Annotated in this window: 27 protein-coding genes and 1 pseudogene; 21 read left to right on the top strand and 7 right to left on the bottom strand. The window is 69.5% G+C overall.

The window, feature by feature from the left end; translation table 11 throughout:
- Window positions 1-16 precede the first annotated feature (16 nt).
- Together L2Z93_RS19485 and L2Z93_RS16205 are read left to right on the top strand one after the other, a co-directional pair.
- Window positions 17-1,042, top strand: a pseudogene (locus L2Z93_RS19485) (winged helix-turn-helix domain-containing protein); the annotation flags it as partial.
- 1,340 nt (window positions 1,043-2,382) lie between these two features.
- The gene (locus tag L2Z93_RS16205; RefSeq protein WP_090588304.1) at window positions 2,383-4,728 is read left to right on the top strand and encodes an arylsulfatase; all 2,346 of its coding nucleotides are present in this window, start codon (window positions 2,383-2,385) and stop codon (window positions 4,726-4,728) included.
- On the opposite strand, the gene L2Z93_RS16200 is transcribed toward L2Z93_RS16205, so the two are convergent.
- The gene (locus tag L2Z93_RS16200; RefSeq protein ID WP_090588301.1) at window positions 4,725-5,054 is read right to left on the bottom strand and encodes a hypothetical protein; all 330 of its coding nucleotides are present in this window, start codon (window positions 5,052-5,054) and stop codon (window positions 4,725-4,727) included. The two genes, L2Z93_RS16205 and L2Z93_RS16200, sit on opposite strands and share 4 nt — an antisense overlap.
- 71 nt (window positions 5,055-5,125) lie before the next feature.
- Between L2Z93_RS16200 and L2Z93_RS16195 the strand changes: the two genes are divergently transcribed.
- Both L2Z93_RS16195 and L2Z93_RS16190 read left to right on the top strand, forming a co-directional pair.
- Entirely contained in the window at window positions 5,126-6,046 is a 921-nt protein-coding gene (locus L2Z93_RS16195) for a formylglycine-generating enzyme family protein (RefSeq protein WP_090588298.1), read from the top strand.
- A 66-nt stretch (window positions 6,047-6,112) separates the two neighbouring features.
- The gene (locus tag L2Z93_RS16190) at window positions 6,113-7,021 is read left to right on the top strand and encodes a LysR family transcriptional regulator (protein WP_090588296.1); all 909 of its coding nucleotides are present in this window, start codon (window positions 6,113-6,115) and stop codon (window positions 7,019-7,021) included.
- Here L2Z93_RS16190 and L2Z93_RS16185 read toward each other — a convergent pair.
- Window positions 6,960-7,271, bottom strand: coding sequence for a type B 50S ribosomal protein L31 (locus L2Z93_RS16185; protein WP_090588294.1), 312 nt, complete (start codon window positions 7,269-7,271; stop codon window positions 6,960-6,962). The genes L2Z93_RS16190 and L2Z93_RS16185 overlap by 62 nt on opposite strands.
- Window positions 7,268-8,452: a ribosome hibernation factor-recruiting GTPase MRF gene (gene mrf / locus L2Z93_RS16180; protein WP_090588293.1), complete on the bottom strand. Its 1,185-nt coding sequence runs from the start codon at window positions 8,450-8,452 to the stop codon at window positions 7,268-7,270. Before mrf ends, L2Z93_RS16185 begins: the two co-directional genes overlap by 4 nt.
- A gap of 122 nt (window positions 8,453-8,574) precedes the next feature.
- Here mrf and rpmB point away from each other — a divergent pair, with 122 nt between their 5' ends.
- From rpmB to rpsR, 4 genes are read left to right on the top strand one after another with little or no spacing between them, the layout of a single operon-like run.
- A complete protein-coding gene (rpmB, locus tag L2Z93_RS16175; protein ID WP_090588290.1) occupies window positions 8,575-8,811 on the top strand; it encodes a 50S ribosomal protein L28 in 237 nt (78 codons plus the stop codon).
- A complete protein-coding gene (rpmG, locus tag L2Z93_RS16170; RefSeq protein WP_090588288.1) occupies window positions 8,811-8,978 on the top strand; it encodes a 50S ribosomal protein L33 in 168 nt (55 codons plus the stop codon). Before rpmB ends, rpmG begins: the two co-directional genes overlap by 1 nt.
- Window positions 8,978-9,283 carry a 30S ribosomal protein S14 gene (gene rpsN, locus L2Z93_RS16165; protein WP_090588285.1) on the top strand — a complete coding sequence of 102 codons (306 nt, stop codon included), beginning with the start codon at window positions 8,978-8,980 and terminating at the stop codon, window positions 9,281-9,283. The genes rpmG and rpsN overlap by 1 nt, the downstream gene beginning before the upstream one ends.
- Window positions 9,283-9,540 carry a 30S ribosomal protein S18 gene (gene rpsR / locus L2Z93_RS16160; protein WP_090588282.1) on the top strand — a complete coding sequence of 86 codons (258 nt, stop codon included), beginning with the start codon at window positions 9,283-9,285 and terminating at the stop codon, window positions 9,538-9,540. The genes rpsN and rpsR overlap by 1 nt, the downstream gene beginning before the upstream one ends.
- Window positions 9,541-9,543: 3 nt before the next feature.
- Here rpsR and L2Z93_RS16155 read toward each other — a convergent pair whose 3' ends face one another.
- Window positions 9,544-9,981, bottom strand: a complete 438-nt coding sequence (locus L2Z93_RS16155) for an OsmC family protein (RefSeq protein WP_090588279.1) — start codon at window positions 9,979-9,981, stop codon at window positions 9,544-9,546.
- A gap of 50 nt (window positions 9,982-10,031) precedes the next feature.
- Here L2Z93_RS16155 and L2Z93_RS16150 point away from each other — a divergent pair, with 50 nt between their 5' ends.
- Together L2Z93_RS16150 and L2Z93_RS16145 are read left to right on the top strand one after the other, a co-directional pair.
- Window positions 10,032-10,781: a trimeric intracellular cation channel family protein gene (locus L2Z93_RS16150; RefSeq protein WP_370745868.1), complete on the top strand. Its 750-nt coding sequence runs from the start codon at window positions 10,032-10,034 to the stop codon at window positions 10,779-10,781.
- A gap of 223 nt (window positions 10,782-11,004) precedes the next feature.
- Window positions 11,005-11,676 carry an AIM24 family protein gene (locus L2Z93_RS16145; protein ID WP_090588272.1) on the top strand — a complete coding sequence of 224 codons (672 nt, stop codon included), beginning with the start codon at window positions 11,005-11,007 and terminating at the stop codon, window positions 11,674-11,676.
- Window positions 11,677-11,682: 6 nt separating this feature from the next.
- Here L2Z93_RS16145 and L2Z93_RS16140 read toward each other — a convergent pair whose 3' ends face one another.
- Window positions 11,683-12,012 (bottom strand): hypothetical protein, encoded by a 330-nt coding sequence (locus L2Z93_RS16140; protein WP_090588269.1) that lies wholly within the window; start codon window positions 12,010-12,012, stop codon window positions 11,683-11,685.
- A 675-nt stretch (window positions 12,013-12,687) separates the two neighbouring features.
- Between L2Z93_RS16140 and rplN the strand changes: the two genes are divergently transcribed.
- The 10 genes from rplN (at window position 12,688) to rplO (ending at window position 16,945) form a co-directional block, all read left to right on the top strand.
- Window positions 12,688-13,056, top strand: a complete 369-nt coding sequence (gene rplN, locus L2Z93_RS16135) for a 50S ribosomal protein L14 (protein ID WP_090588266.1) — start codon at window positions 12,688-12,690, stop codon at window positions 13,054-13,056.
- Window positions 13,057-13,380 carry a 50S ribosomal protein L24 gene (gene rplX / locus L2Z93_RS16130; protein ID WP_090588263.1) on the top strand — a complete coding sequence of 108 codons (324 nt, stop codon included), beginning with the start codon at window positions 13,057-13,059 and terminating at the stop codon, window positions 13,378-13,380.
- On the top strand, window positions 13,377-13,940 hold the full coding sequence (gene rplE, locus L2Z93_RS16125; protein WP_090588260.1) for a 50S ribosomal protein L5: 564 nt from the start codon (window positions 13,377-13,379) through the stop codon (window positions 13,938-13,940). Before rplX ends, rplE begins: the two co-directional genes overlap by 4 nt.
- 4 nt (window positions 13,941-13,944) lie before the next feature.
- The gene (locus L2Z93_RS16120) at window positions 13,945-14,130 is read left to right on the top strand and encodes a type Z 30S ribosomal protein S14 (RefSeq protein WP_005143893.1); all 186 of its coding nucleotides are present in this window, start codon (window positions 13,945-13,947) and stop codon (window positions 14,128-14,130) included.
- A gap of 102 nt (window positions 14,131-14,232) precedes the next feature.
- Window positions 14,233-14,631: a 30S ribosomal protein S8 gene (gene rpsH, locus L2Z93_RS16115; RefSeq protein WP_090588257.1), complete on the top strand. Its 399-nt coding sequence runs from the start codon at window positions 14,233-14,235 to the stop codon at window positions 14,629-14,631.
- Between the two features lie 21 nt (window positions 14,632-14,652).
- Window positions 14,653-15,192 (top strand): 50S ribosomal protein L6, encoded by a 540-nt coding sequence (gene rplF, locus L2Z93_RS16110; RefSeq protein WP_090588255.1) that lies wholly within the window; start codon window positions 14,653-14,655, stop codon window positions 15,190-15,192.
- Window positions 15,193-15,194: 2 nt separating this feature from the next.
- Window positions 15,195-15,590 carry a 50S ribosomal protein L18 gene (rplR, locus tag L2Z93_RS16105; RefSeq protein ID WP_090588252.1) on the top strand — a complete coding sequence of 132 codons (396 nt, stop codon included), beginning with the start codon at window positions 15,195-15,197 and terminating at the stop codon, window positions 15,588-15,590.
- 34 nt (window positions 15,591-15,624) lie between these two features.
- Window positions 15,625-16,320, top strand: a complete 696-nt coding sequence (gene rpsE, locus L2Z93_RS16100) for a 30S ribosomal protein S5 (RefSeq protein ID WP_193438854.1) — start codon at window positions 15,625-15,627, stop codon at window positions 16,318-16,320.
- A 2-nt stretch (window positions 16,321-16,322) separates the two neighbouring features.
- Window positions 16,323-16,502, top strand: coding sequence for a 50S ribosomal protein L30 (gene rpmD / locus L2Z93_RS16095; RefSeq protein WP_090588247.1), 180 nt, complete (start codon window positions 16,323-16,325; stop codon window positions 16,500-16,502).
- Window positions 16,502-16,945 carry a 50S ribosomal protein L15 gene (gene rplO / locus L2Z93_RS16090; protein ID WP_090588245.1) on the top strand — a complete coding sequence of 148 codons (444 nt, stop codon included), beginning with the start codon at window positions 16,502-16,504 and terminating at the stop codon, window positions 16,943-16,945. The genes rpmD and rplO overlap by 1 nt, the downstream gene beginning before the upstream one ends.
- A 131-nt stretch (window positions 16,946-17,076) precedes the next feature.
- On the opposite strand, the gene L2Z93_RS16085 is transcribed toward rplO, so the two are convergent.
- On the bottom strand, window positions 17,077-18,585 hold the full coding sequence (locus L2Z93_RS16085; RefSeq protein WP_090588242.1) for a PH domain-containing protein: 1,509 nt from the start codon (window positions 18,583-18,585) through the stop codon (window positions 17,077-17,079).
- Window positions 18,582-19,091, bottom strand: coding sequence for a PH domain-containing protein (locus L2Z93_RS16080; RefSeq protein ID WP_234786088.1), 510 nt, complete (start codon window positions 19,089-19,091; stop codon window positions 18,582-18,584). Before L2Z93_RS16080 ends, L2Z93_RS16085 begins: the two co-directional genes overlap by 4 nt.
- 72 nt (window positions 19,092-19,163) lie before the next feature.
- Here L2Z93_RS16080 and L2Z93_RS16075 point away from each other — a divergent pair, with 72 nt between their 5' ends.
- A complete protein-coding gene (locus L2Z93_RS16075; protein WP_234786087.1) occupies window positions 19,164-19,544 on the top strand; it encodes a DUF732 domain-containing protein in 381 nt (126 codons plus the stop codon).
- The last annotated feature ends 40 nt before the right edge of the window (window positions 19,545-19,584 follow it).

The following is a 19,584-nucleotide window of genomic DNA, read 5'->3' as shown; positions in this document are numbered from 1 at the left end:
CGTCACGCCGTAGGGGATGACGCAGCACGTGCCGCCGACCGGATCCTCGGGCATGCAACCCGTTCCGTGGTTCTTGGCGACCCGGCCGTCGCTGAATCCGGACATGGCGGCGCGGCCCCGGATCGCCGCCATGCTCGATGAGGTCCCCGCGCACAACCGCGCCGTGCTGGTCGCCGCGCCGTCCGGATTCGGCAAGACGGTGGCGGTTTCGCAATGGGCGGATGCGGCCGAGCGCGCCGACCCGGGCCGGGTGGCCTGGCTGACCCTGGCCGAACCGGTCAACAACGCCGTCGACGTGCTGCGGGGAATATTGACGGCACTGCTGAATGCGGTTGGCGCACACGACGAATCGTCGCGTCGCGCGCTCTCGGCGCTGTTCGAGGCCCCGTCGGCCGAGGCGGCGATGACGGCGTTGTCGGCGCTGCAGGTTCCCCGCCGGCTGACCATCGTCATCGACGACTTTCAGTTGGCCCGCGACGCCTACCCCGACGACGCAGTCGTCGCGCTGATCGAGAACGGGCCGCAGTGGCTGCGCTACGTGCTGCTGTCCACCGACCCGGCGTCGAACGCGTGGATGCGGCTGCGAATTCAGGACAAGGTGTCGGTGATCGGCGCCGCCGATCTCGCCTTCGACCGGCGCGAGGTCGCCGAGTTGGCCGCCCGGGCCGGCGCGCGGCCGACCGACGCGGACATCGCCGCGCTGGTGTCGGCCACCAACGGGTGGCCCGCCGCGGTGCGACTGAGCCTGGTCGCCGGCGGGGCGCCGGTGGGCGAGCGATCCGATGTCACCGGCTACATCCAGACGGCGGTGCTGGCGCGGCTGCGCCCGGACCTCGCGGACTTCGCCCTGCGCGCCACGGTGTGCTCACGCGTCGACGAGCCGCTGGCCGATGTGCTCTCCGGGCAGGCCGGCAGTGGCCGCCTCCTGGAGGACTGCGTCGCCGCCGGCTTGTTCATCGAGCGCATCGGGTCTCGGAAATCAGCGGTTTACCAGTGGCATTCGCTGTTCGCCGAGCACTGCCGGGAAATCCTGCGGCGCACCGACCCGCAGTCGTGGCTGCGGCTCAACCGCGCCGCCGGCCAGCAGCTGCGGGACCGCTATCCGCTGGCCGCCGTCGAACACGCGATCCGCGGTGGTGACCGCGCGGGCTGCGACATCATCGCCGACCACTGGCTGGAACTGCTGCTGCAATCCCGGGCCACCGCGCTCGACCACGCCTGCGTGCGGCTGATGAGGGCGTTCGGCGAGCGGTCCGAACTGTTGATGATCCGGTCCTGCTGCCGGGCGATGGCCGGCGACGACGCCGCCGCGGCGATGTTGCTGGACCGAGCCGAGGCCATCGCGGCCGGTCGGTCCAGCCGGCGGTTGGGCTTCATCGCCGACCTCACCGTGCTGCTGGTTTCCGACGACCGCGACGCCATGGCCGCGGCCGCCGGCCGGGTCGAGCGCGCGCTGCCGACCCGCGACGTCACCTCCCCGCGGCTCTACGCCTGCGCGCTGTTCGTCCTCGGCTGGGCCGATTCCCGGCTGCGGCGCGGATTGGAACGAGGCTCGGCGCTGCTGGAGGCCGCGGTCCACGAGTGCGCCGCCCTCGGCTTGCCCGAGGTCGCACAGCGGGCCCGGCAGAACCTGGCGTTCGCGCTGTCGCACGCCGGGCAGTTCGACCGTGCCGACGAGGCCCTGCGGATCGACATCGCCGGTGATGTCGGCGGCTCCGAACTCTGGCTCTCGCACGACGGCGATGGCATCGAGCGGTTCACCGCCGGCTGGATCCAGCTCTGGAGGGGAGAGCTGGAACCGGCCGCCGCCGATTTCCTCGCCGCCGACGCCGGCGCCGGCGTCGGCTACCCGGACACCGCGCGGATGTGCCTGGCGTTCGCCGCGGCGACGTTGCGCGATCCCGCGGTGCTGCGACGGGCCGAGGCCGCGCTGACGCGGATGCCGGACACCGACAGCCACGGGGTGCCGTGGCGGGCCTACCGCAGCGCCGCGCAGGCACGGTTGGCGGAGGTCCGCGGCGAGCGGTCCGCCGCCCTCTCGCTCGCCGAAACCGTTCTGGACAACCCGCATTTGCCGATGGTGTCGGCCGTGCTGTCGGGTATGAGCCGTCGCCTGGGCGAGCCGGAACTGGCCGAGCGGCTCGCGCGGCAGGCACTGGCGCAGCCGAACCCGGGCTACATCACGGCGTATGCCACCTGGACTCTGGCGCTGCTGGATTGGCAGCGTGGCCGGAGGTGGTGGACATCTGTGTCAACTCCTTTGTTGTGGGGGCGGTCGAACTCAACGCACCTTCATCTTGATCGTCGCCACGGCAGCCAAACAGGGAGACTTTTATCCCCGGACCGGGCGCCCGCGGGCGGCCGGCAGGCGAAGATGGCGCGATGGCAACAGAATTCGCCGGCCGGATCGCCCTCGACATCCGCGATTCCGAACCGGACTGGGCGCCCTATTTGGCGCCGCAAGCCCCCGAAGGCGCCCCGAACGTGCTGTACCTGGTCTGGGACGACACCGGCATCGCCACCTGGGACTGCTTCGGCGGGCTGGTGGACATGCCGAACATGAGCCGCATCGCCGAGGCCGGTGTTCGGCTGACCCAGTTCCACACCACCGCGCTGTGCTCACCGACCCGGGCGGCGCTGCTCACCGGGCGCAACCCCACCAATGTCGGGATGGCCACCATCGAGGAGTTCACCGAGGGCTTCCCGAACGCCTCCGGACGGATCCCGGCCGAGACGGCGCTGCTGTCGGAGGTGCTCGCCGAACACGGTTGGAACACCTATGCCGTCGGGAAGTGGCACCTCACCCCGCTGGAGGAGTCCAACGTGGCCGCCACCAAACGGCACTGGCCGTGCGCGCGGGGGTTCGAGCGGTTTTACGGGTTCATGGGCGGCGAGACCGACCAGTGGTATCCGGAACTGGTCTACGACAACCATCCGGTCGCCCCGCCGGCCACCCCCGAACAGGGCTACCACCTGTCCAAGGACCTGGCCGATAGAACCATCGAGTTCATCCGGGACTCGAAAACGATCGCGCCGGACAAGCCGTGGTTCACCTACCTGTGCCCGGGCGCCGGGCACGCGCCGCACCACGTGTTCCGGGAGTGGGCCGATCGCTACGCCGGCCGCTTCGACATGGGCTACGAGCGCTACCGCGAGATCGTGCTGGAGAACCAGAAACACATGGGTCTGCTGCCGCCGGAGACCGAACTGTCCCCGATGAACCCGTACGCCCAGGTGACCGGCCCGAACGGGCAACCCTGGCCGGCGCTGGACACCGTGCGGCCGTGGGACTCGCTCTCCGATGACGAGCGGCGGCTATTCGCCCGGATGGCGGAGGTGTTCGCCGGCTTCCTGTCCTACACCGACGACCAGATCGGCCGGGTGCTGGATTATCTGGAGGAATCCGGGCAGTTGGACAACACCGTCATCGTCGTCATCTCCGACAATGGCGCCAGCGGCGAGGGCGGGCCGAACGGCTCGGTCAACGAGGTGAAGTTCTTCAACGGACTGCCCGACACCGCCGCCGAGGGTCTTCGGTTCGCCGACGAGCTGGGCAGCCCGGCGACGTACGGGCACTACCCGATCGGGTGGGCGATGGCATTCAACACGCCCTACAAACTGTTCAAGCGCTACGCCAGCCACGAGGGCGGCATCGCCGACCCGGCCATCATCTCCTGGCCGGCCGGGATCGGCGCCGCCGGTGAGCTGCGGGACAACTACGTCAACGTCGCCGACATCACCCCGACGATCTACGAGCTGCTCGGCATCACCGCGCCGGTCACCGTGAAGGGCATCCCGCAGCGGCCACTGGACGGCACGAGTTTCGCTGCGGCGCTGCGACATCCGGACGCGCCCACCGGCAAGCAGACCCAGTTCTACACCATGCTCGGCACCCGTGGGATCTGGCATCGCGGCTGGTTCGCCGGGGCCGTGCACGCCGCGACCCCCAGCGGCTGGGGGCACTTCGACGACGACCGCTGGGAGTTGTTCCACCTCGACGTCGACCGCAGTCAATGCGTCGACCTGGCCGAGGAACACCCCGAGAAGCTCGCCGAACTGCGGCAACTGTGGTTCGACGAAGCGGCCCGACACAACGGGCTGCCGCTGGCCGATCTGAGCATCGCCGAGATCTACGGCCGCAACCGCCCCGGTGTCGCCGGACAGCGGGAACGGTTCGTCTTCTACCCGGGCGCCGAGGTCGGCATGGGGGCGGACCCGCAACTGCGGGGGCGGTCCTTCTCGGTGCTGGCCGACGTCGACCTCGGGGCGGAGCCGGAGGGAGTGTTGTTCAAACACGGTTGCGGGCACGGCGGCTACCTGCTGGTGGTGGCGGACCGACGGCTGTGCTTCGTCTACAACTTCATGGGCGCCGACGAGCAGTGGGTCCGCGCCGAGTCGCCGCTGCCGACCGGCCGGCGGGTGCTCGGCGTGCGCTACGAACGCACCGGCGTGATGGAGGGCAGCCACGTCCCCGTCGGCGCGGTCACCCTGCACGTCGGCGACGACGTCGTCGGGCGCGCCGAGGGGGTGCGTGCGCATCCGGGCACCTTCGGGCTGGGCGCGGTGTCGGCGTCGGTGGGCCGAAACTCCGGACAGGCGGTGTCGGCGGCCGTCGGAGCGCCGGCCGCGTTCACCGGCGGGACCATCGAGCGGGTGATCGTCGACCTGTCCGGCACGGAGTACCGCGACGCCGCCGCAGAGTTGGCTGCGGCGTTCGCCCGGGATTAGTAGGCGAGGCCGACGACTCCGGTGTCGCCGTTGTCGCAGGTGATGCGGTACTCGGAGAACTGCCAGCGCGGCGGGCTATTGAACATTGCGCCGCCGCGGCCGAGCGCGTCCTGATAGGAGGTCACCTCGGTCCAGTTGCTGACGGTGGTGCAGGTCGCCGGGCCGCTGCCGCCGGTCCAGCGGATCCAGACGCCGTCGGTGGTGATCTGCGGTTCGGCGCTGACCGTCAGGTCCGCGGCCTGCGCGCTGCCGGCGCCCAGCAACATCGCCGGCGCTGCCAGCGCAGCGGCCATGGCGCAAAAGATCGTCTTGGCGGTGCTGCCCATCGATGCCTCCTTGTTTGCTGACTCGACGGTAATTCAGTGGACCCGCCGAAGCTGCCATTTAACCTGAACCGGTGCTGACCGAACTCATCGAACTGCGCGGCGGCTCGTTTCCGATGGGGTCGGCGCAGTTCTACGCCGAGGAAAACCCGGTCCACACCGTCATCGTGAGCCCGTTCGCCATCGAGCGGACCCCGGTGACCAACGCGCAGTTCGCCGCGTTCGTCGCCGACACCGGCTATGTCACCGTCGCCGAGCGGCCGCTGGACCCGGCGCTGTACCCGGGCGTCGCCGAGGCGGATCTGGCGCCCGGTGCGCTGGTCTTCGCGCCGACCGCCGGGCCGGTGAACCTCGCCGACTGGCGGCAGTGGTGGCGGTGGGCCCCCGGCGCCTGCTGGTCGCGGCCTTTCGGGCCGGGCAGTTCGGTCGCGGAATTGGGGGAGCATCCCGTCGTGCAGGTCGCCTACCCGGACGCGGCCGCCTACGCCGCCTGGGCCGGCCGTCGGTTGCCGACCGAGCAGGAATGGGAGTACGCCGCGCGGGCCGGCGCGGCAACCGTCTACCCGTGGGGCGATGAGGTCGCTCCGGGCGGCCGGCTGATGGCCAACACCTGGCAGGGCGCGTTCCCGTATCGCAACGATGGCGCGCTCGGCTGGGTCGGGACCTCGCCGGTCGGGACGTTCCCGCCCAACGCGTTCGGGTTGTCCGACATGATCGGCAACGTCTGGGAATGGACGACGACGCGCTTCGTCGGCGGGCACCGGCCCGGGAGTGCCGCCGGCGGCTGCTGCGCACCGGGCCGCGACCCGGACCCGACGGTGTCCCAGGTGCTCAAGGGCGGCTCGCACCTGTGCGCCCCGGAGTACTGCCACCGCTATCGGCCGGCGGCGCGGTCCCCACAATCCCAGGACAGCGCCACCACTCACATCGGGTTCCGCTGCGCTGTCAGCATCGAGGGGTGCGGCCCAGCCAGGAACGCCACCGCGACTCGATGACAGTCCGTCCCTGTCATCGAGTCCAACGATTGTTTCTGTTAATAGACATCGATAAAATCGATGACTATGGAGCTGCGGCAGATCGAGCACTTTCTCGCCGTGGCCGACGAGCTGAGCTTCACCCGGGCCGCCGAGCGCGTCCACCTGGTCCAATCGGCCCTGTCGGCGTCGATCGCCAAGCTCGAACGCGAACTCGAGGTGACGCTGTTCGACCGATCTCGGCAACAGATCAGCTTGACAGCGGCGGGGGAGGCCTTCCGTCCGCAGGCCCAGCGGGTGACGCGCGCGTCCCGGGACGCGGTCGAGGCGGTGCAGGAGTTCCGCGGAAGATTTTCCGGGACAATCGAATTCGGCTCGCTGATCTCGTTCGGGCCGGTGGATGTGCCGCGCGCCCTGGGTGAGTTCCACCGCGAGCATCCCTTTGTCCGGCTCCGGCTTCGACTCAGCCAGGCCGGGGCGTCGGCCTATCTCGCGCAGCTGGTCGAAGGCTCACTGGACCTGGCTCTGGTCTCGATGCCGAACCGGCGGCCGGCGCAACTGCGGCTGCGTCTGCTGTTCGAGGAGCCGATGGTGTTCGTCTGCCGCCCGGACCACCGCCTCGCCACGGCGCCCCGCATCGCCCTGACCGAACTCGAGGGTGAGGAGCTCGTCGGATTCCCGCGTGGCTTCGGGCTGCGCGCCCTGATGGACGACGCGTTTCACGCGGCCGGGGCGCAGGCGAACACCGTCTACGAGGCGCCCGGTGGGTACCAGGCGGTCGCCGACCTCGTCGAGAACGGGTTGGGCGCCGCGTTCATGCCGGTGTCGGAGGCCGGCCGTCGCCCGTCACTGCGGGCGGTCGCGCTGGCCGAACCCGTGCGCTGGCAGGTCTATCTCGTCACACCGGCGCCGGAACGGATGTCTCCGGCGGCGGTCAAACTGGCCGACGCGCTGTGGCGGGCTGCTCAGCGTCGCCGTCCACAGCGGTGGGGGTGACGCGCCCGTACCGGCGGTTGAACTTCTCCACTCGGCCCGCGGTGTCCATGACGCGGCGCTGGCCCGTCCACACCGGGTGCGAATCGCTGGTCACGTCGACCACCACCAGCGGGTAGCTGCGCGGCCCGTCGGGGGTGTCCCATTCCACCGTCCGCGAGCTGGTGATGGTGGACCGGGTGAGGAACTGCTTTCCGGTGTTGGCGTCCTGGAACACCACCGGGTGGTAGTCGGGGTGAATGCCGGGTTTCATCGTCGTTCTCCTTCGTCGCTGCTGACAACCAATTGCTCGGATTCGGATTCGACGATCTCGTCGCGCCAGTCGTCGAACGGGTCCGGGTAGCGGGCCCACTGCGCGGGCGCGCGCATCTCGTTGTCGGTGAGCAGCGCCCCGGTCAGCGCGTCGTGAATCTCGGTCGGGTCTGCGCCGCAGACCAGCGCGGTCAGGCAGGTGTGCCGGTCGCCGTGCGTGGGATGCCAGATCAGGTCGGCCAGCAGCCGTCGTTCCGGACTGACGTAGGCGGCCTCGGAGTCGGTCATCGCCGCCAGCCACCGCCCGCCCGAGGACGCCCGGCACCCGCCGCCGGCGGTCTCCAACCACATCAGCTCGTCGTTGTCGCTGGCCAACCAGGCCCGGCCGCGGGTGCGCACCACCCCGTCGAGCAGCAGGTCGACCGCGGCATGGAGCCGTCCCGGGTGGAACGGCCGACGGGCCTGGAACTCCAGCAGCATCACCGCGCCGGTCGGCTCCAGCGGCGGTTGGCCGGCCAGCAGCGGCTCGGTGGGGACGTCGCTGGCGCCGCGTCGGGCCGCCCGCGGCAGCTGGGCCAGGCTCACCTCGATCTCCGACGGTTCGCCCATGACCACCGACCGCGGCGCCAGCCGGCGCAGTACCGCGTGGGTGTCCGGGTCGAGGGTTGGGGTGAGCAGCACATCGGCGAACTCGGCCTGGCCGACCACCACCTGGGCGATGGTGCGGCCGTCGGGGAGTTCCTCGTCGCCGAGCGCCTGGGGCAGCCAGTCGTCGTCCAGGCAGCCGACGACGGCGTCGATGACCACGTCGCGGGCCGCCGGGCCGTCGATGAAGCCGGGCAGGCCGCAGACGCGGACGTGCCGGATCGCCCAGCAGATCGGCTCCGGCTCCAGCCAGTCCTGCAGGTGGATGACGATGCGGGTGACATCCTCACGCCGGTGCAGGCGGCGCAGCAGCACCAGCAGATCGTCGCGGATGGTGCAGTTGGCGCAGCCGTGCGCCAGCTCCAGCACATTGTGGGCGCGGGTCTGCACGCCGCCGCGGACGGTGGTGGTGGCCCGGTGCACGACGTGCCCGTCGAAGTGGTGCCGCACCGACAGGGTGCCGGGTCGGCGCAGCAACTCCGCGACGACGGCGTCGCTGTCGCCCTGGCCGCTGACGAGCACTACCGGGGTCCGCATCCGCGTTCCTCCTTGTTGAAAACGATTTCCATTTAAGTCGATGCGAGCGTACAGTCCGAACCCGACGTTGTCGAAAATGATTGCCAATAAGCCACCTCGGGTGGCTCCGTGAAGGGAGGGCGATGTCCGCGCATTGCCAGGTGACCGGGCGCAAGCCAGGATTCGGGAACACGGTGTCGCACTCGCACCGCCGGACCCGCCGCCGCTGGGACCCGAACATCCAGACCAAGACCTACTTCGTGCCCTCGGAAGGCCGGCGGGTGAAGCTGCGGGTCAGCGCCAAGGGCATCAAGGTCATCGACCGCGACGGCATCGACGCCGTGGTCGCGCGCCTGCGTCGTGACGGGCAGCGGATCTGATGGCGCGCGCCACCGACACCCGGCCCGTGGTCAAGCTTCGCTCCACCGCGGGCACCGGTTACACCTACGTCACCCGTAAGAACCGTCGCAATGACCCCGACCGCCTGGTGTTGCGCAAGTACGACCCGATCGCGCGCAAGCACGTCGACTTCCGGGAGGAACGCTGATGGCCAAGAAATCGAAGATCGTCAAGAACGAGCAGCGGGCGCTCATCGTGGCCCGCTACGCCGCGCGCCGAACCGAGCTCAAGGACATCATCCGATCGCCGTCGAGCAGCCCGGAGCAGAAGCTGGCCGCCCAGCGTGAACTCAACAGCCAGCCCCGCGACGCCAGCCCGGTGCGGCTGCGCCACCGCGACGCGATCGACGGCCGACCGCGCGGGCACCTGCGCAAATTCGGGCTGTCGCGCGTACGCGTGCGGGAACTGGCCCACAACGGGCAGCTGCCAGGCGTCCGGAAAGCGAGCTGGTGATGGCCAACCAACGCCGAGTCGACCGCCGCGACGCGGAGAAACGCAAACCCAAACGGAACCTGTTCAAGCAACTGGGCATCACCGAGGTGGACTACAAGGACACCTCGACCCTGCGGCAGTTCATCTCCGACCGCGGCAAGATCCGGTCCCGCAACGTCACCGGCCTGACGGTGCAGCAGCAGCGGCAGGTCGCCACCGCGATCAAGAACGCCCGCGAGATGGCGCTGCTGCCGTACGCCGGCCCGAGCTCGCGCTGAGGCTCACGCGGACTCGATCCGGGGTTCGTGCTGAACCGGGAAAACCACCGAATTGGCGATGTAGCACCTGCTGCTCGCCGCGGTGTGCAACGCCGACGCCTCACGGGCCCGGCTCGCATCGGTGATCCGCACCGTCGGGCGCAGGGTGACCTCGGTGAACTTGGTGTCCGACATGACGCCGACGGCGTCGTCGCGGTAGTCGAGCACGACGATCCCGGCCTCCACGCACAGATGCAGGTACCAGAGCATGTGGCACTGGGACAGTGACGCGACGAACAACTGCTCGGGGTTCCAGCGGCCGTCGTCGCCCCGGCCGATGAGCGGATCGGCCGAGCACTCGATCGGCGTCTGACCCGGCACGCTCACCCGGTGGTTGCGGGAATAGTCCCGGTAGCCCGTCGTCGCCCCGGACCAGTGGACGTGGACCTCGTAGCGGTGCATGGTTCGAGGATTCCATGGGCCGCGGGCGGGAATCCGGCGCGCTCGGGGTGATGAAACGATGGGGGTCCGGCGTCGCGCCGGGCCGTCCCAACGTCGTCGCGAGAGATCCCATGCTGCTGACCGTGCTCAATTTCGCCGGCGTCGCGGTGTTCGCGGCCTCCGGCGCGCTGATCGGAGTGCGCAAGCGACTCGACATCTTCGGGGTGTGGACGGTTGCGGCGCTGACCGGGCTCGGCGGTGGCGTCGTGCGGGACGTGCTGCTCGGCGAGAGCCCGCCGACCGCCTTCGAGAGCTGGGAAAGCCTCACGGTGGTCGCCGTGGCGGCGTTGACCGTCTTCATATTCCATCCCCAGTTCGCCGCGTTCCGTCGTGCCGTGCTGGTCCTGGACGCGTTCGGGGTCGCGTTGTTCTCGGCGTCGGGGGCGTTGATGGCCGTGCACGTCGGCACCAGCGCTGTCGCCGCGACGCTGATCGGCATCACCACGGCGCTGGGCGGCGGGGTGCTGCGCGACATCCTCGTCAACGAAGTCCCCTTGCTGATTCAGGGCGGCAACCTGCAGGCGATCCCCGCGCTGTCCGGCGCCGGGGTCACCGTGTTGTTGAGCGAGTCGTCGGTGGGGGAGGACTGGGCGCTGGTCGCCGGAACGGTGCTGGCGTTCGGCTTCCGGGTGGTGGCGGTGTGGCGAAACTTGAACGCGCCGTACGCCCCGGACAATGTGGTGAACTCGCTGGCGATGTCGCTGCGCCGCCGCTGGCAGAACCGCGATCGCGGATCCCGACTTCGCCTCCGGCGTCGGTGACGGAGCGGATTGCCGTTGTGGCCATGCCCGACCAGGCGATTCCGGACCGCGCTCGGTTGCTGCGAGGGGCGGGCGGCGCTCGCCGGCGATGCCCGGTTGCCGGTCGAGTTGCGCGCCGAACTGGCGTGACGGAACTGGCGCCGATCGGCCGCCCGTCGCCGCGATAGCGTTAGCCCGACACACCGCACACTCCGGCGGGACCGACCGATCCGAGGACACCCCGATGCGCAGTTCGCTGTTCGACCAGAGCAACCGTGAGAAGGAATCCAACCAGCGCTGGACCCTGCAGTCCCCGAAGATGCTGCGGGTCGGGTTCGGTCCCGAGGCGATGGCCGCCAAAGGCGCGATGGTCGCCTACCAGGGCCATTTCGACTTCCGTCACGAAGGCTCCGGCAGCGTCAGCAACTTCATCAAGAAGGCCGTCACCAACGAGGGCGGCGCGCTGATGCGGGTCAGCGGACAGGGCGAGGTGTTCTTCGCGCGTCAGGCTCAGGACGTCTTCACCCTGCAGTTGGAAGGCCCGCAGGAGGCGATCACCGTCAACACCTCGAGCCTGTTGGCCTTCGACGCGTCGCTGAACTGGAACATCACCAGTATCGGCAACGCCGGGATCCTGGCCGGCGGCCTGTTCAACCTGACTCTCAACGGCCACGGCGTCGTCGGCGTGACCAGCGACGGCCCGCCGATGATCCTGGACTGCTCCACCCAGCCCACCTTCGTCGACCCGCACGCCGCGGTGTGCTGGTCGGCCAACCTGCAGCCCGGCTTGAAGAACGACTTCAAGATGGGCGCGCTGATCGGCCGCGGTTCGGGGGAGTCCTTCCAGCTGGCCTTCCACGGACCGGGCTTCGTCGTGGTGCAGCCCAGCGAGGGAATGGGCTACGGGCGGGTCTGAACCGGCTCAGTAGTAGTAGCTGCCCAGGAACCCGGAGTCCCCGTTGTCGCAGTTGACGTGGATGTCCCAGGTGCGGTTCAACGGGATGCCCGGGATGAAGATCCCGCCCTGGCCGATGTTGTTCTGATAGACGCGGTTGGTGTACCAGTCCGAGGTGTAGGTGCACCAGGTGCCGCCACTGCCGCCGTCCCAGCCGACCCAGATGCCGCCGACGTGCGGCACCGGGTACAGCGTGAGCGCGTTGGCGTGCGCGACCCCCGCGCCCAGCAACATGGCCGGTCCCGCGGCCAAGGCGGCGACGGCGCCGGTGACGAGGCGGGTGATCCGTGTTTTCATCGAAATTCCTCCCGGTGTGCGGGCCGGTTCGGCCCGGATATGAGCAGCCTGGCCCGACGCCGCCGCGGCGACAATGCCGTGTTCCACTGAGCGGAACCCTGGAGCTCCTGCGCTGGTTGTTGGGGGTCCGGGCATCCAGTGAGGAACCCGGTACGTCAGTGAGAGACGTGAGGGCGGCGGCCCTCATCGATTGAGGAACCAGGGACGCCAGTGAGACGTCAGGGATGCCAGTGAGACGTGGCGGCGGGGCCGGTCATCGAGTGAGAATCTAGGGACACGTTGTTCGAGTAACCCCCACCCGTATTTCTCACTCGATGCAGATCGCCGCCCTCACGTCTCACCGAGCTACCTCAGTTCTCAAACGCCTACCTGACTCCTCACTCGATGACCACCCCGCCACCAGTTCTCACAAGCCGCCATCACGCCTCACTCGATGACCGCCGCAGCGGAACTGCCGCAACCACCCGCAACCACCCGCACTCACCGGCCGTACCAGCGGCAATTTGGTGTCCACGGTGATCTCCCCTAGACTCAGGGGGTTGCCGTGGGCAGACCTCGGTCGGCGTAAGTCGGCCCCGCGTGCCTTTCGGTGACAAAGACCGCGCATGTCAGGTTGTGAAACCGGCCCTTCGGGGTGCTGTTTTCTGGCGTGCACACAATGGACAGGGAGATCTAGTGATTCAGCAGGAATCGCGGTTGAAGGTCGCCGACAACACGGGCGCCAAGGAGATCTTGTGCATCCGCGTGCTCGGTGGCTCCTCGCGGCGGTACGCCGGCATCGGCGACATCATCGTGGCGACCGTCAAGGACGCCATCCCGGGCGGCAACGTCAAGCGGGGCGATGTCGTCAAGGCCGTCGTCGTCCGCACCGCGAAGGAGCGTCGCCGGGCCGACGGCAGCTACATCAAGTTCGACGAGAACGCCGCGGTCATCATCAAGAACGACAACGATCCGCGTGGCACCCGCATCTTCGGCCCGGTCGGCCGTGAGCTGCGCGAGAAGCGCTTCATGAAGATCGTCTCGCTGGCTCCGGAGGTTTTGTAAATGAAGATCCACAAGGGCGACACCGTCCTGGTCGTCTCCGGCAAGGACAAGGGCGCCAAGGGCAAGGTCATCAAGGCCATCCCGACCCGCAACCGCGTCCTCGTCGAGGGTGTGAACCGGATCAAGAAGCACACCCCGGTCTCGTCCAACGAGCGTGGCGCGCAGTCCGGCGGCATCGTGACCCAGGAAGCGTCGATTCACGTGTCCAACGTGATGGTGCTGGACTCCGACGGCAAGCCGACCCGCGTCGGCTACCGCACCGATGAAGAGACCGGCAAGCGCGTCCGCATCGCCAAGACGAACGGCAAGGACATCAAGGCATGACAACCACTGAGAAGGTTCAGCCTCGGCTGAAGCAGCGCTACCGCGAAGAGATCCGCGACGCGCTGAACAAGGAATTCGAGTACTCCAACGTCATGCTCATCCCGGGCGTGACCAAGGTCGTGGTCAACATGGGTGTGGGCGAAGCCGCCCGCGACGCCAAGCTGATCAACGGCGCCGTCGCCGACCTGGCGCTGATCACCGGCCAGAAGCCGGAGATCCGCAAGGCCCGCAAGTCCATCGCGCAGTTCAAGCTGCGTGAGGGCATGCCGATCGGCGCCCGGGTCACCCTGCGCGGCGACCGGATGTGGGAGTTCCTGGATCGGCTGATCTCCATCTCGCTGCCGCGTATCCGCGACTTCCGCGGGCTGAGCCCGAAGCAGTTCGACGGCACCGGCAACTACACCTTCGGTCTGACCGAGCAGTCGGTCTTCCACGAGCTCGACGTGGACAAGATCGACCGCCCGCGCGGTATGGACATCACCGTCGTCACCTCGGCGACGACCGACGACGAAGGGCGAGCACTGCTGCGGGCCCTCGGCTTCCCGTTCAAGGAGAACTGAGCAGATGGCAAAGAAAGCTCTGGTCAACAAGGCCAATAAGAAGCCGAAGTTCGCGGTTCGGGCCTACACCCGCTGCAACAAGTGCGGTCGCCCGCACGCCGTGTACCGCAAGTTCGGCCTGTGCCGGATCTGCCTGCGCGAGATGGCCCACGCCGGCGAACTGCCGGGTGTGCAGAAGTCCAGCTGGTAATCCGCCGGACCACGAGACCAACGACCACATAGAACAGGTGCGCGGTAGGCCTGCCGGAAGACTCCGGCCGGGAACCGCCGCGAGGAAGGTGACACCGCTGTCATGACAATGACGGATCCGATCGCAGACTTCTTGACGCGTCTGCGCAACGCCAACTCGGCGTACCACGACGAGGTGACCCTGCCGCACAGCAAGATCAAGGCCAATATCGCCGAGATCCTGAAGCGCGAGGGCTACATCAACGACTACCGCACCGAGGACGCCCGCGTGGGCAAGTCCCTGGTCGTTTCGCTCAAGTACGGCCCCAGCCGTGAGCGCAGCATCGCGGGCCTGCGCCGGGTGTCCAAGCCCGGTCTGCGGGTTTACGCGAAATCCACCAATCTGCCGCGCGTGCTCGGCGGCCTGGGCGTGGCGATCATCTCCACGTCCTCGGGCCTGCTGACCGATCGCCAGGCGGCTCGACAGGGCGTGGGCGGCGAAGTCCTCGCGTACGTCTGGTAGCGGGATAGGAGCAGCAGAACTATGTCTCGCATTGGAAAGCAGCCGGTCCCGGTTCCCACCGGGGTCGACGTCACGATCGACGGCCAGAACGTCTCGGTGAAGGGCCCCAAGGGCACCCTGACCCTCGACGTCGCCGAGCCGATCTCGGTCGCCCGCAACGACGACGGCGCCATCGTGGTGACCCGTCCGAACGACGAGCGGCAGAGCCGCAGCCTGCACGGGCTGTCCCGCACCCTGATCGCCAACCTGGTCACCGGTGTCACCGAGGGTTACACCCGCAAGATGGAGATCCACGGCGTCGGCTACCGCGTGGTCGCCAAGGGCTCGAACCTCGAGTTCGCCCTGGGCTACAGCCACCCGGTGCTGATCACCGCGCCGGAGGGCGTCACCTTCACGGTGGACACCCCCACCCGGTTCTCCATCACCGGCATCGACAAGCAGAAGGTCGGCCAGGTTGCGGCGAACATCCGTCGACTGCGGAAGAACGACCCCTACAAGGGCAAGGGCATCCGCTACGAAGGCGAGCAGATCCGCCGCAAGGTCGGAAAGACAGGTAAGTAGTCATGGCCAAGACTGAAACCAAGAAGCAGGTCGGGCAGAACATCTCGGCCACCCGTCGGACCGCCCGGCTGCGTCGGCACGCCCGGCTCCGCAAGAAGGTCGCCGGCACCGCCGCGCGCCCGCGCCTGATGGTCAACCGGTCCGCCCGGCACATCCACGTGCAGCTGATCGACGACCTCACCGGCACCACCCTGGCCGCCGCGTCCTCCATCGAGGCCGACGTCCGCGGTGTCGACGGCGACAAGAAGGCCGCCAGCACCCGGGTCGGCCAGCTGATCGCCGAGCGCGCCAAGGCCGCCGGCATCGACGAGGCCGTGTTCGACCGCGGCGGCCACACCTACAGCGGACGGATCGCGGCCCTGGCCGACGCCGCCCGCGAAGGGGGGCTGAAGTTCTAGTGACTGACTTTTTCGACAACGGAAGGACCGCATGATGGCGGAGCAGACCACGGCAGCTGACGCCGGGACCGGCGCTGCCAACACCGGCAGCCGTAATGACCGCGGTGGCCGCGACGACCGTGGCGGCCGTGGCCGTCGCGATGACCGCGGTGGCCGTGGCGGTCGCGATGACCGCGGCGAGAAGAGCAACTACCTGGAGCGGGTTGTCACCATCAACCGCGTCTCCAAGGTCGTCAAGGGCGGTCGCCGCTTCAGCTTCACCGCGCTGGTGATCGTCGGCGACGGCAAGGGCATGGTCGGCGTCGGCTACGGCAAGGCCAAGGAAGTTCCGGCCGCCATCGCCAAGGGCGTCGAAGAGGCTCGCAAGAACTTCTTCCGCGTGCCGCTGATCGGCGGCACCATCACCCACCCGGTGCAGGGCGAAGCCGCCGCCGGTGTCGTGATGCTGCGCCCGGCCAGCCCCGGCACCGGTGTGATCGCCGGTGGCGCCGCCCGCGCGGTGCTGGAATGCGCCGGCGTGCACGACATCCTGGCCAAGTCGCTGGGCAGCGACAACGCGATCAACGTGGTGCACGCCACCGTTGCCGCGCTGAAGATGCTGCAGCGTCCCGAAGAGGTGGCGGCCCGTCGCGGTCTGCCCGTCGAGGACGTCGCGCCGGCCGGCATGCTGCGCGCGCGTCGGGAGAGCGAAGCGCTGGCCGCCGCGGCCGCGCGTGAAGGAAATGTCTGATCATGGCTGAACTGAAGATCACCCAGGTCAAGGGCACCGTCGGCACCCGCTGGAAGCAGCGGGAGAGCCTGCGCACCCTGGGCCTCCGCAAGATCCGCCAGTCGGTGGTCCGCGAGGACACCCCGGCGACCCGCGGTCTGATCCGCGTCGTTGATCACCTCGTCGAGGTGGAGGAAGTCTGATGAGCGTTATCAAGCTGCACGACCTGAAGCCGGCCCCCGGCTCCAAGAAGGCCAAGACCCGCGTCGGTCGCGGCGAGGGCTCCAAGGGCAAGACCGCCGGCCGCGGCACCAAGGGCACCAAGGCGCGTAAGAACGTGCCGGTGAGCTTCGAGGGCGGCCAGATGCCGATCCACATGCGGCTGCCGAAGCTCAAGGGCTTCCGCAACCGGTTCCGCACCGAGTACGCCCCGGTGAACGTCGGCGATATCGCCAAGGCGTTCCCCAAGGGCGGCGCCGTCGGCGTCGAGGAACTGGTCGCCGCCGGTCTGGTCCGGAAGAACGTCCTGGTCAAGGTGCTCGGCGACGGCAAGCTGTCCGTCAAGGTCGACGTCACCGCCAACAAGTTCTCGGCCTCGGCCCGGGAAGCGATCACCGCCGCCGGCGGCACCGCCACCGAGCTGTAGACCGCGCAGGTTCGGAAAAGCCCCGCCTCGGCGGGGTTTTTCTTTGCCCGCAGGGGCCCAATACCTGCACGACGGACCACCGTTTGCACGACGGACCAGTTTTTGAACAGCCACTCCTGGACTAATGCGTTCTAAAAGTGGCGTCTCGTGCTGAAACTGGCCCCTCGTGCCGGATCCACGCCCGGTGGAGCTATCTCGCCGCTCTCGCACCAGCTGCTCTGCGCCACCCACGGCGACGCCGTCGCGGCCACCGCCCAGGCGTCCGCAGCGGGAATGTCGACGACGAGATAGCGCTTCGTTCCGGCCGCCGTCGCGGCCACCAGGGTCGCCACCCCGGCCCGCCGCTGAAAGAACGTCTGGCGCACCGTCCAACCGATCACCCCGGCGGTCTGCAGGCAGTCCCGCCGGCGCGCCACGCTGCCGCGCCGGGCCACCAGCCAGCGCGAATCCACCCGGTGTCCGAGCGCGCGGACCCGGTCGGCGGCCAGCAGCGCGCACACCCCGGTTCCCCCGGCCCACACCGGCCACACCCAAACCGGGACCCAACCGGCCAGCGCGGCCAGCGCGAGCCCGACGGCCACCGGCAACGCCAGCGCTCGGACCCAGCGTCGGCGCGCGGCGACCGGCCCGTGCGAGACCACAGGCCCGGCCACGACGTCGTCGCGGCCGATCAGTCCGGCCAGCACCCCGCGCACGGTGTCCCGCGGGCACGGCGGCAGCAGCAGCGACGCCTCACCGGCGCCGTGCACCCCGGTCATCACCGCGTCCAGCCGCGCCCCGCCCAGCGCCCGCACCAGCAGCGGTTCGCGCACCGTCGCGCCCCGCAGCCGGCTCATGTCGTAGCTGTGTTCGCGGACCCGCAGCAACCCGTGGGTCAGGTTCAGCGTGTCCGCCGACCGGGTCAGCGTCAGGTTCGCGTAGCTCAGCAGTGACTGGCCGACGGCCAGCAGGACCGACGCGCCGAGCACCGCAGCGACGGCCGCCGCCGCCACCAGCGACGCCGACGCCCCGGTGAACACCCCGGCCGCCGAACCCAGCACCGTCTCGCCGAGGCCGGCCTGGGCGATCAGGCCCCAGCCGCCCAGGATCATCACCAGCCCGGACCAGCTCAGCGGGCTGTAGCGCAACCACGACGGCTGCCAGCGGGCCAGCACCGCCACCGGCGCGGCGGGCGCGCCGGGATCGGGCGCGGCCGACGCCCGCGCCAGCAGTTCGTGCCGCAGCGCCGCGACGTGTTTGGCCTCGACCGCGTCGAGCTCGAAGGCATTGTCACCGCGGGCCTGCTGCCCGGTGCTGACCCGCAGCACCGTCAGGCCCAGCAGTCGGTGCAACGGCCGGGCGTCGGTGGACACCGACCGGATCCGGTTGCGCGGCACCGACAGCGCCTTGCGCTGCAGCACCCCGGTGCGCAGTTCGACGTCGTCGGGTCCGATCCGGTAGCTGGTGGTGAACCAGCGGGCCACGCCGACGGCCATGATCGCGGCGGCGCCGAGCAGTGTGAGCAGCGGATTCTGGGTGGCCGAGCCGACCGCGACCGCGCCGATCAGCAGCGGCAGCTGGCGCAGCAGCTCGTGCGCCGGATGCACCGCCAGCATCAGCGGGGACAACCGCCGCCAGCCGTCCTCGGTCGGTTCGGTCATGTCGCGTCGTGGGCGCCCAGCGCGGCGATGTCGGTCAACCGGGCCACCACCTCGTCGGCGACCGGGGCGTCGAGCGCCACGATCCGCACCGCGCCGGCCGAGGACGCCGTCGTCACCGTCACGTTCGCCAGCCCGAACAGCCGATCCAGCGGCCCGCGCTCGGTGTCGACGGTCTGCACCCGCGACAGCGGCGCGATCCGGCGCTCCTGGGTCAACCAGCCGGTCCGGGTGTACACCGCCTGCGGACCGATCTCCCAGCGATGCACCCGATAACGCCACAGCGGCGCGACCAGCACCGAACACGTCGCGCCGATCAGGGTCAACGCCGCCAGCAGCGCGTGCAACCAGACCACCCGGCCGTCGGCGAGGAACCAGACCACCTGGGCCGCCGCGGCGAACGCCCAGCCCACCGCCGCGCTGAGCCCCCACACCAGCGGAGCCTTGCGGCTTGGCGGGTTCACCGGGTCACGCATCCGCACGGCAGACCCCGCGACGTTGGGTGACATGCTCGCACCTTACGCCCGCCGGATAGAATCGCCCGGACGTAACGGGCATGGGGCGCAAGGAGATAGATAAGCGTGGTCAGTCACCGATTCGCCGCCGCGGCCCTCACCGTCGGCTGCCTGCTCGCGGGCGGCTTCACAGCGGGCCCGGCGCACGCCGACGACGGCGACGCCCCGGTCGAGGCGGCCCCCACCGCCGCCGACGTCAAGTTCACCGAGAGTGTGGTCGCCCTCGGCATCCCGACCAAGCCCGACGACGACGTCCCGGCCGTCGGCCGCAAGGTCTGCGAGATGATGACCGCCGGCCTGGCCGGCCAGATCAACCCCATCCCCGCGGTGCGCGGCACCTTGCGGACGCTGCAGAACAACGGCCTCACCAAGACCCAGGCCGCGGGCCTGCTGCAGGCCTCCGTCGTCACCTACTGCCCGGAGTACGGCCGCTTCTTGCCGCGCTAGACGCCGCTAGACGCCGCTATCCGTCGGTACGCTCGACGGC

Source organism: Mycolicibacterium brumae, from assembly GCF_025215495.1.
In the GTDB taxonomy this organism is placed as follows: Bacteria; Actinomycetota; Actinomycetes; order Mycobacteriales; family Mycobacteriaceae; genus Mycobacterium; species Mycobacterium brumae.
The sequence above is the reverse complement of the archived record's forward strand: the minus strand, read 5'-3'. Positions and strand labels throughout refer to the sequence as shown.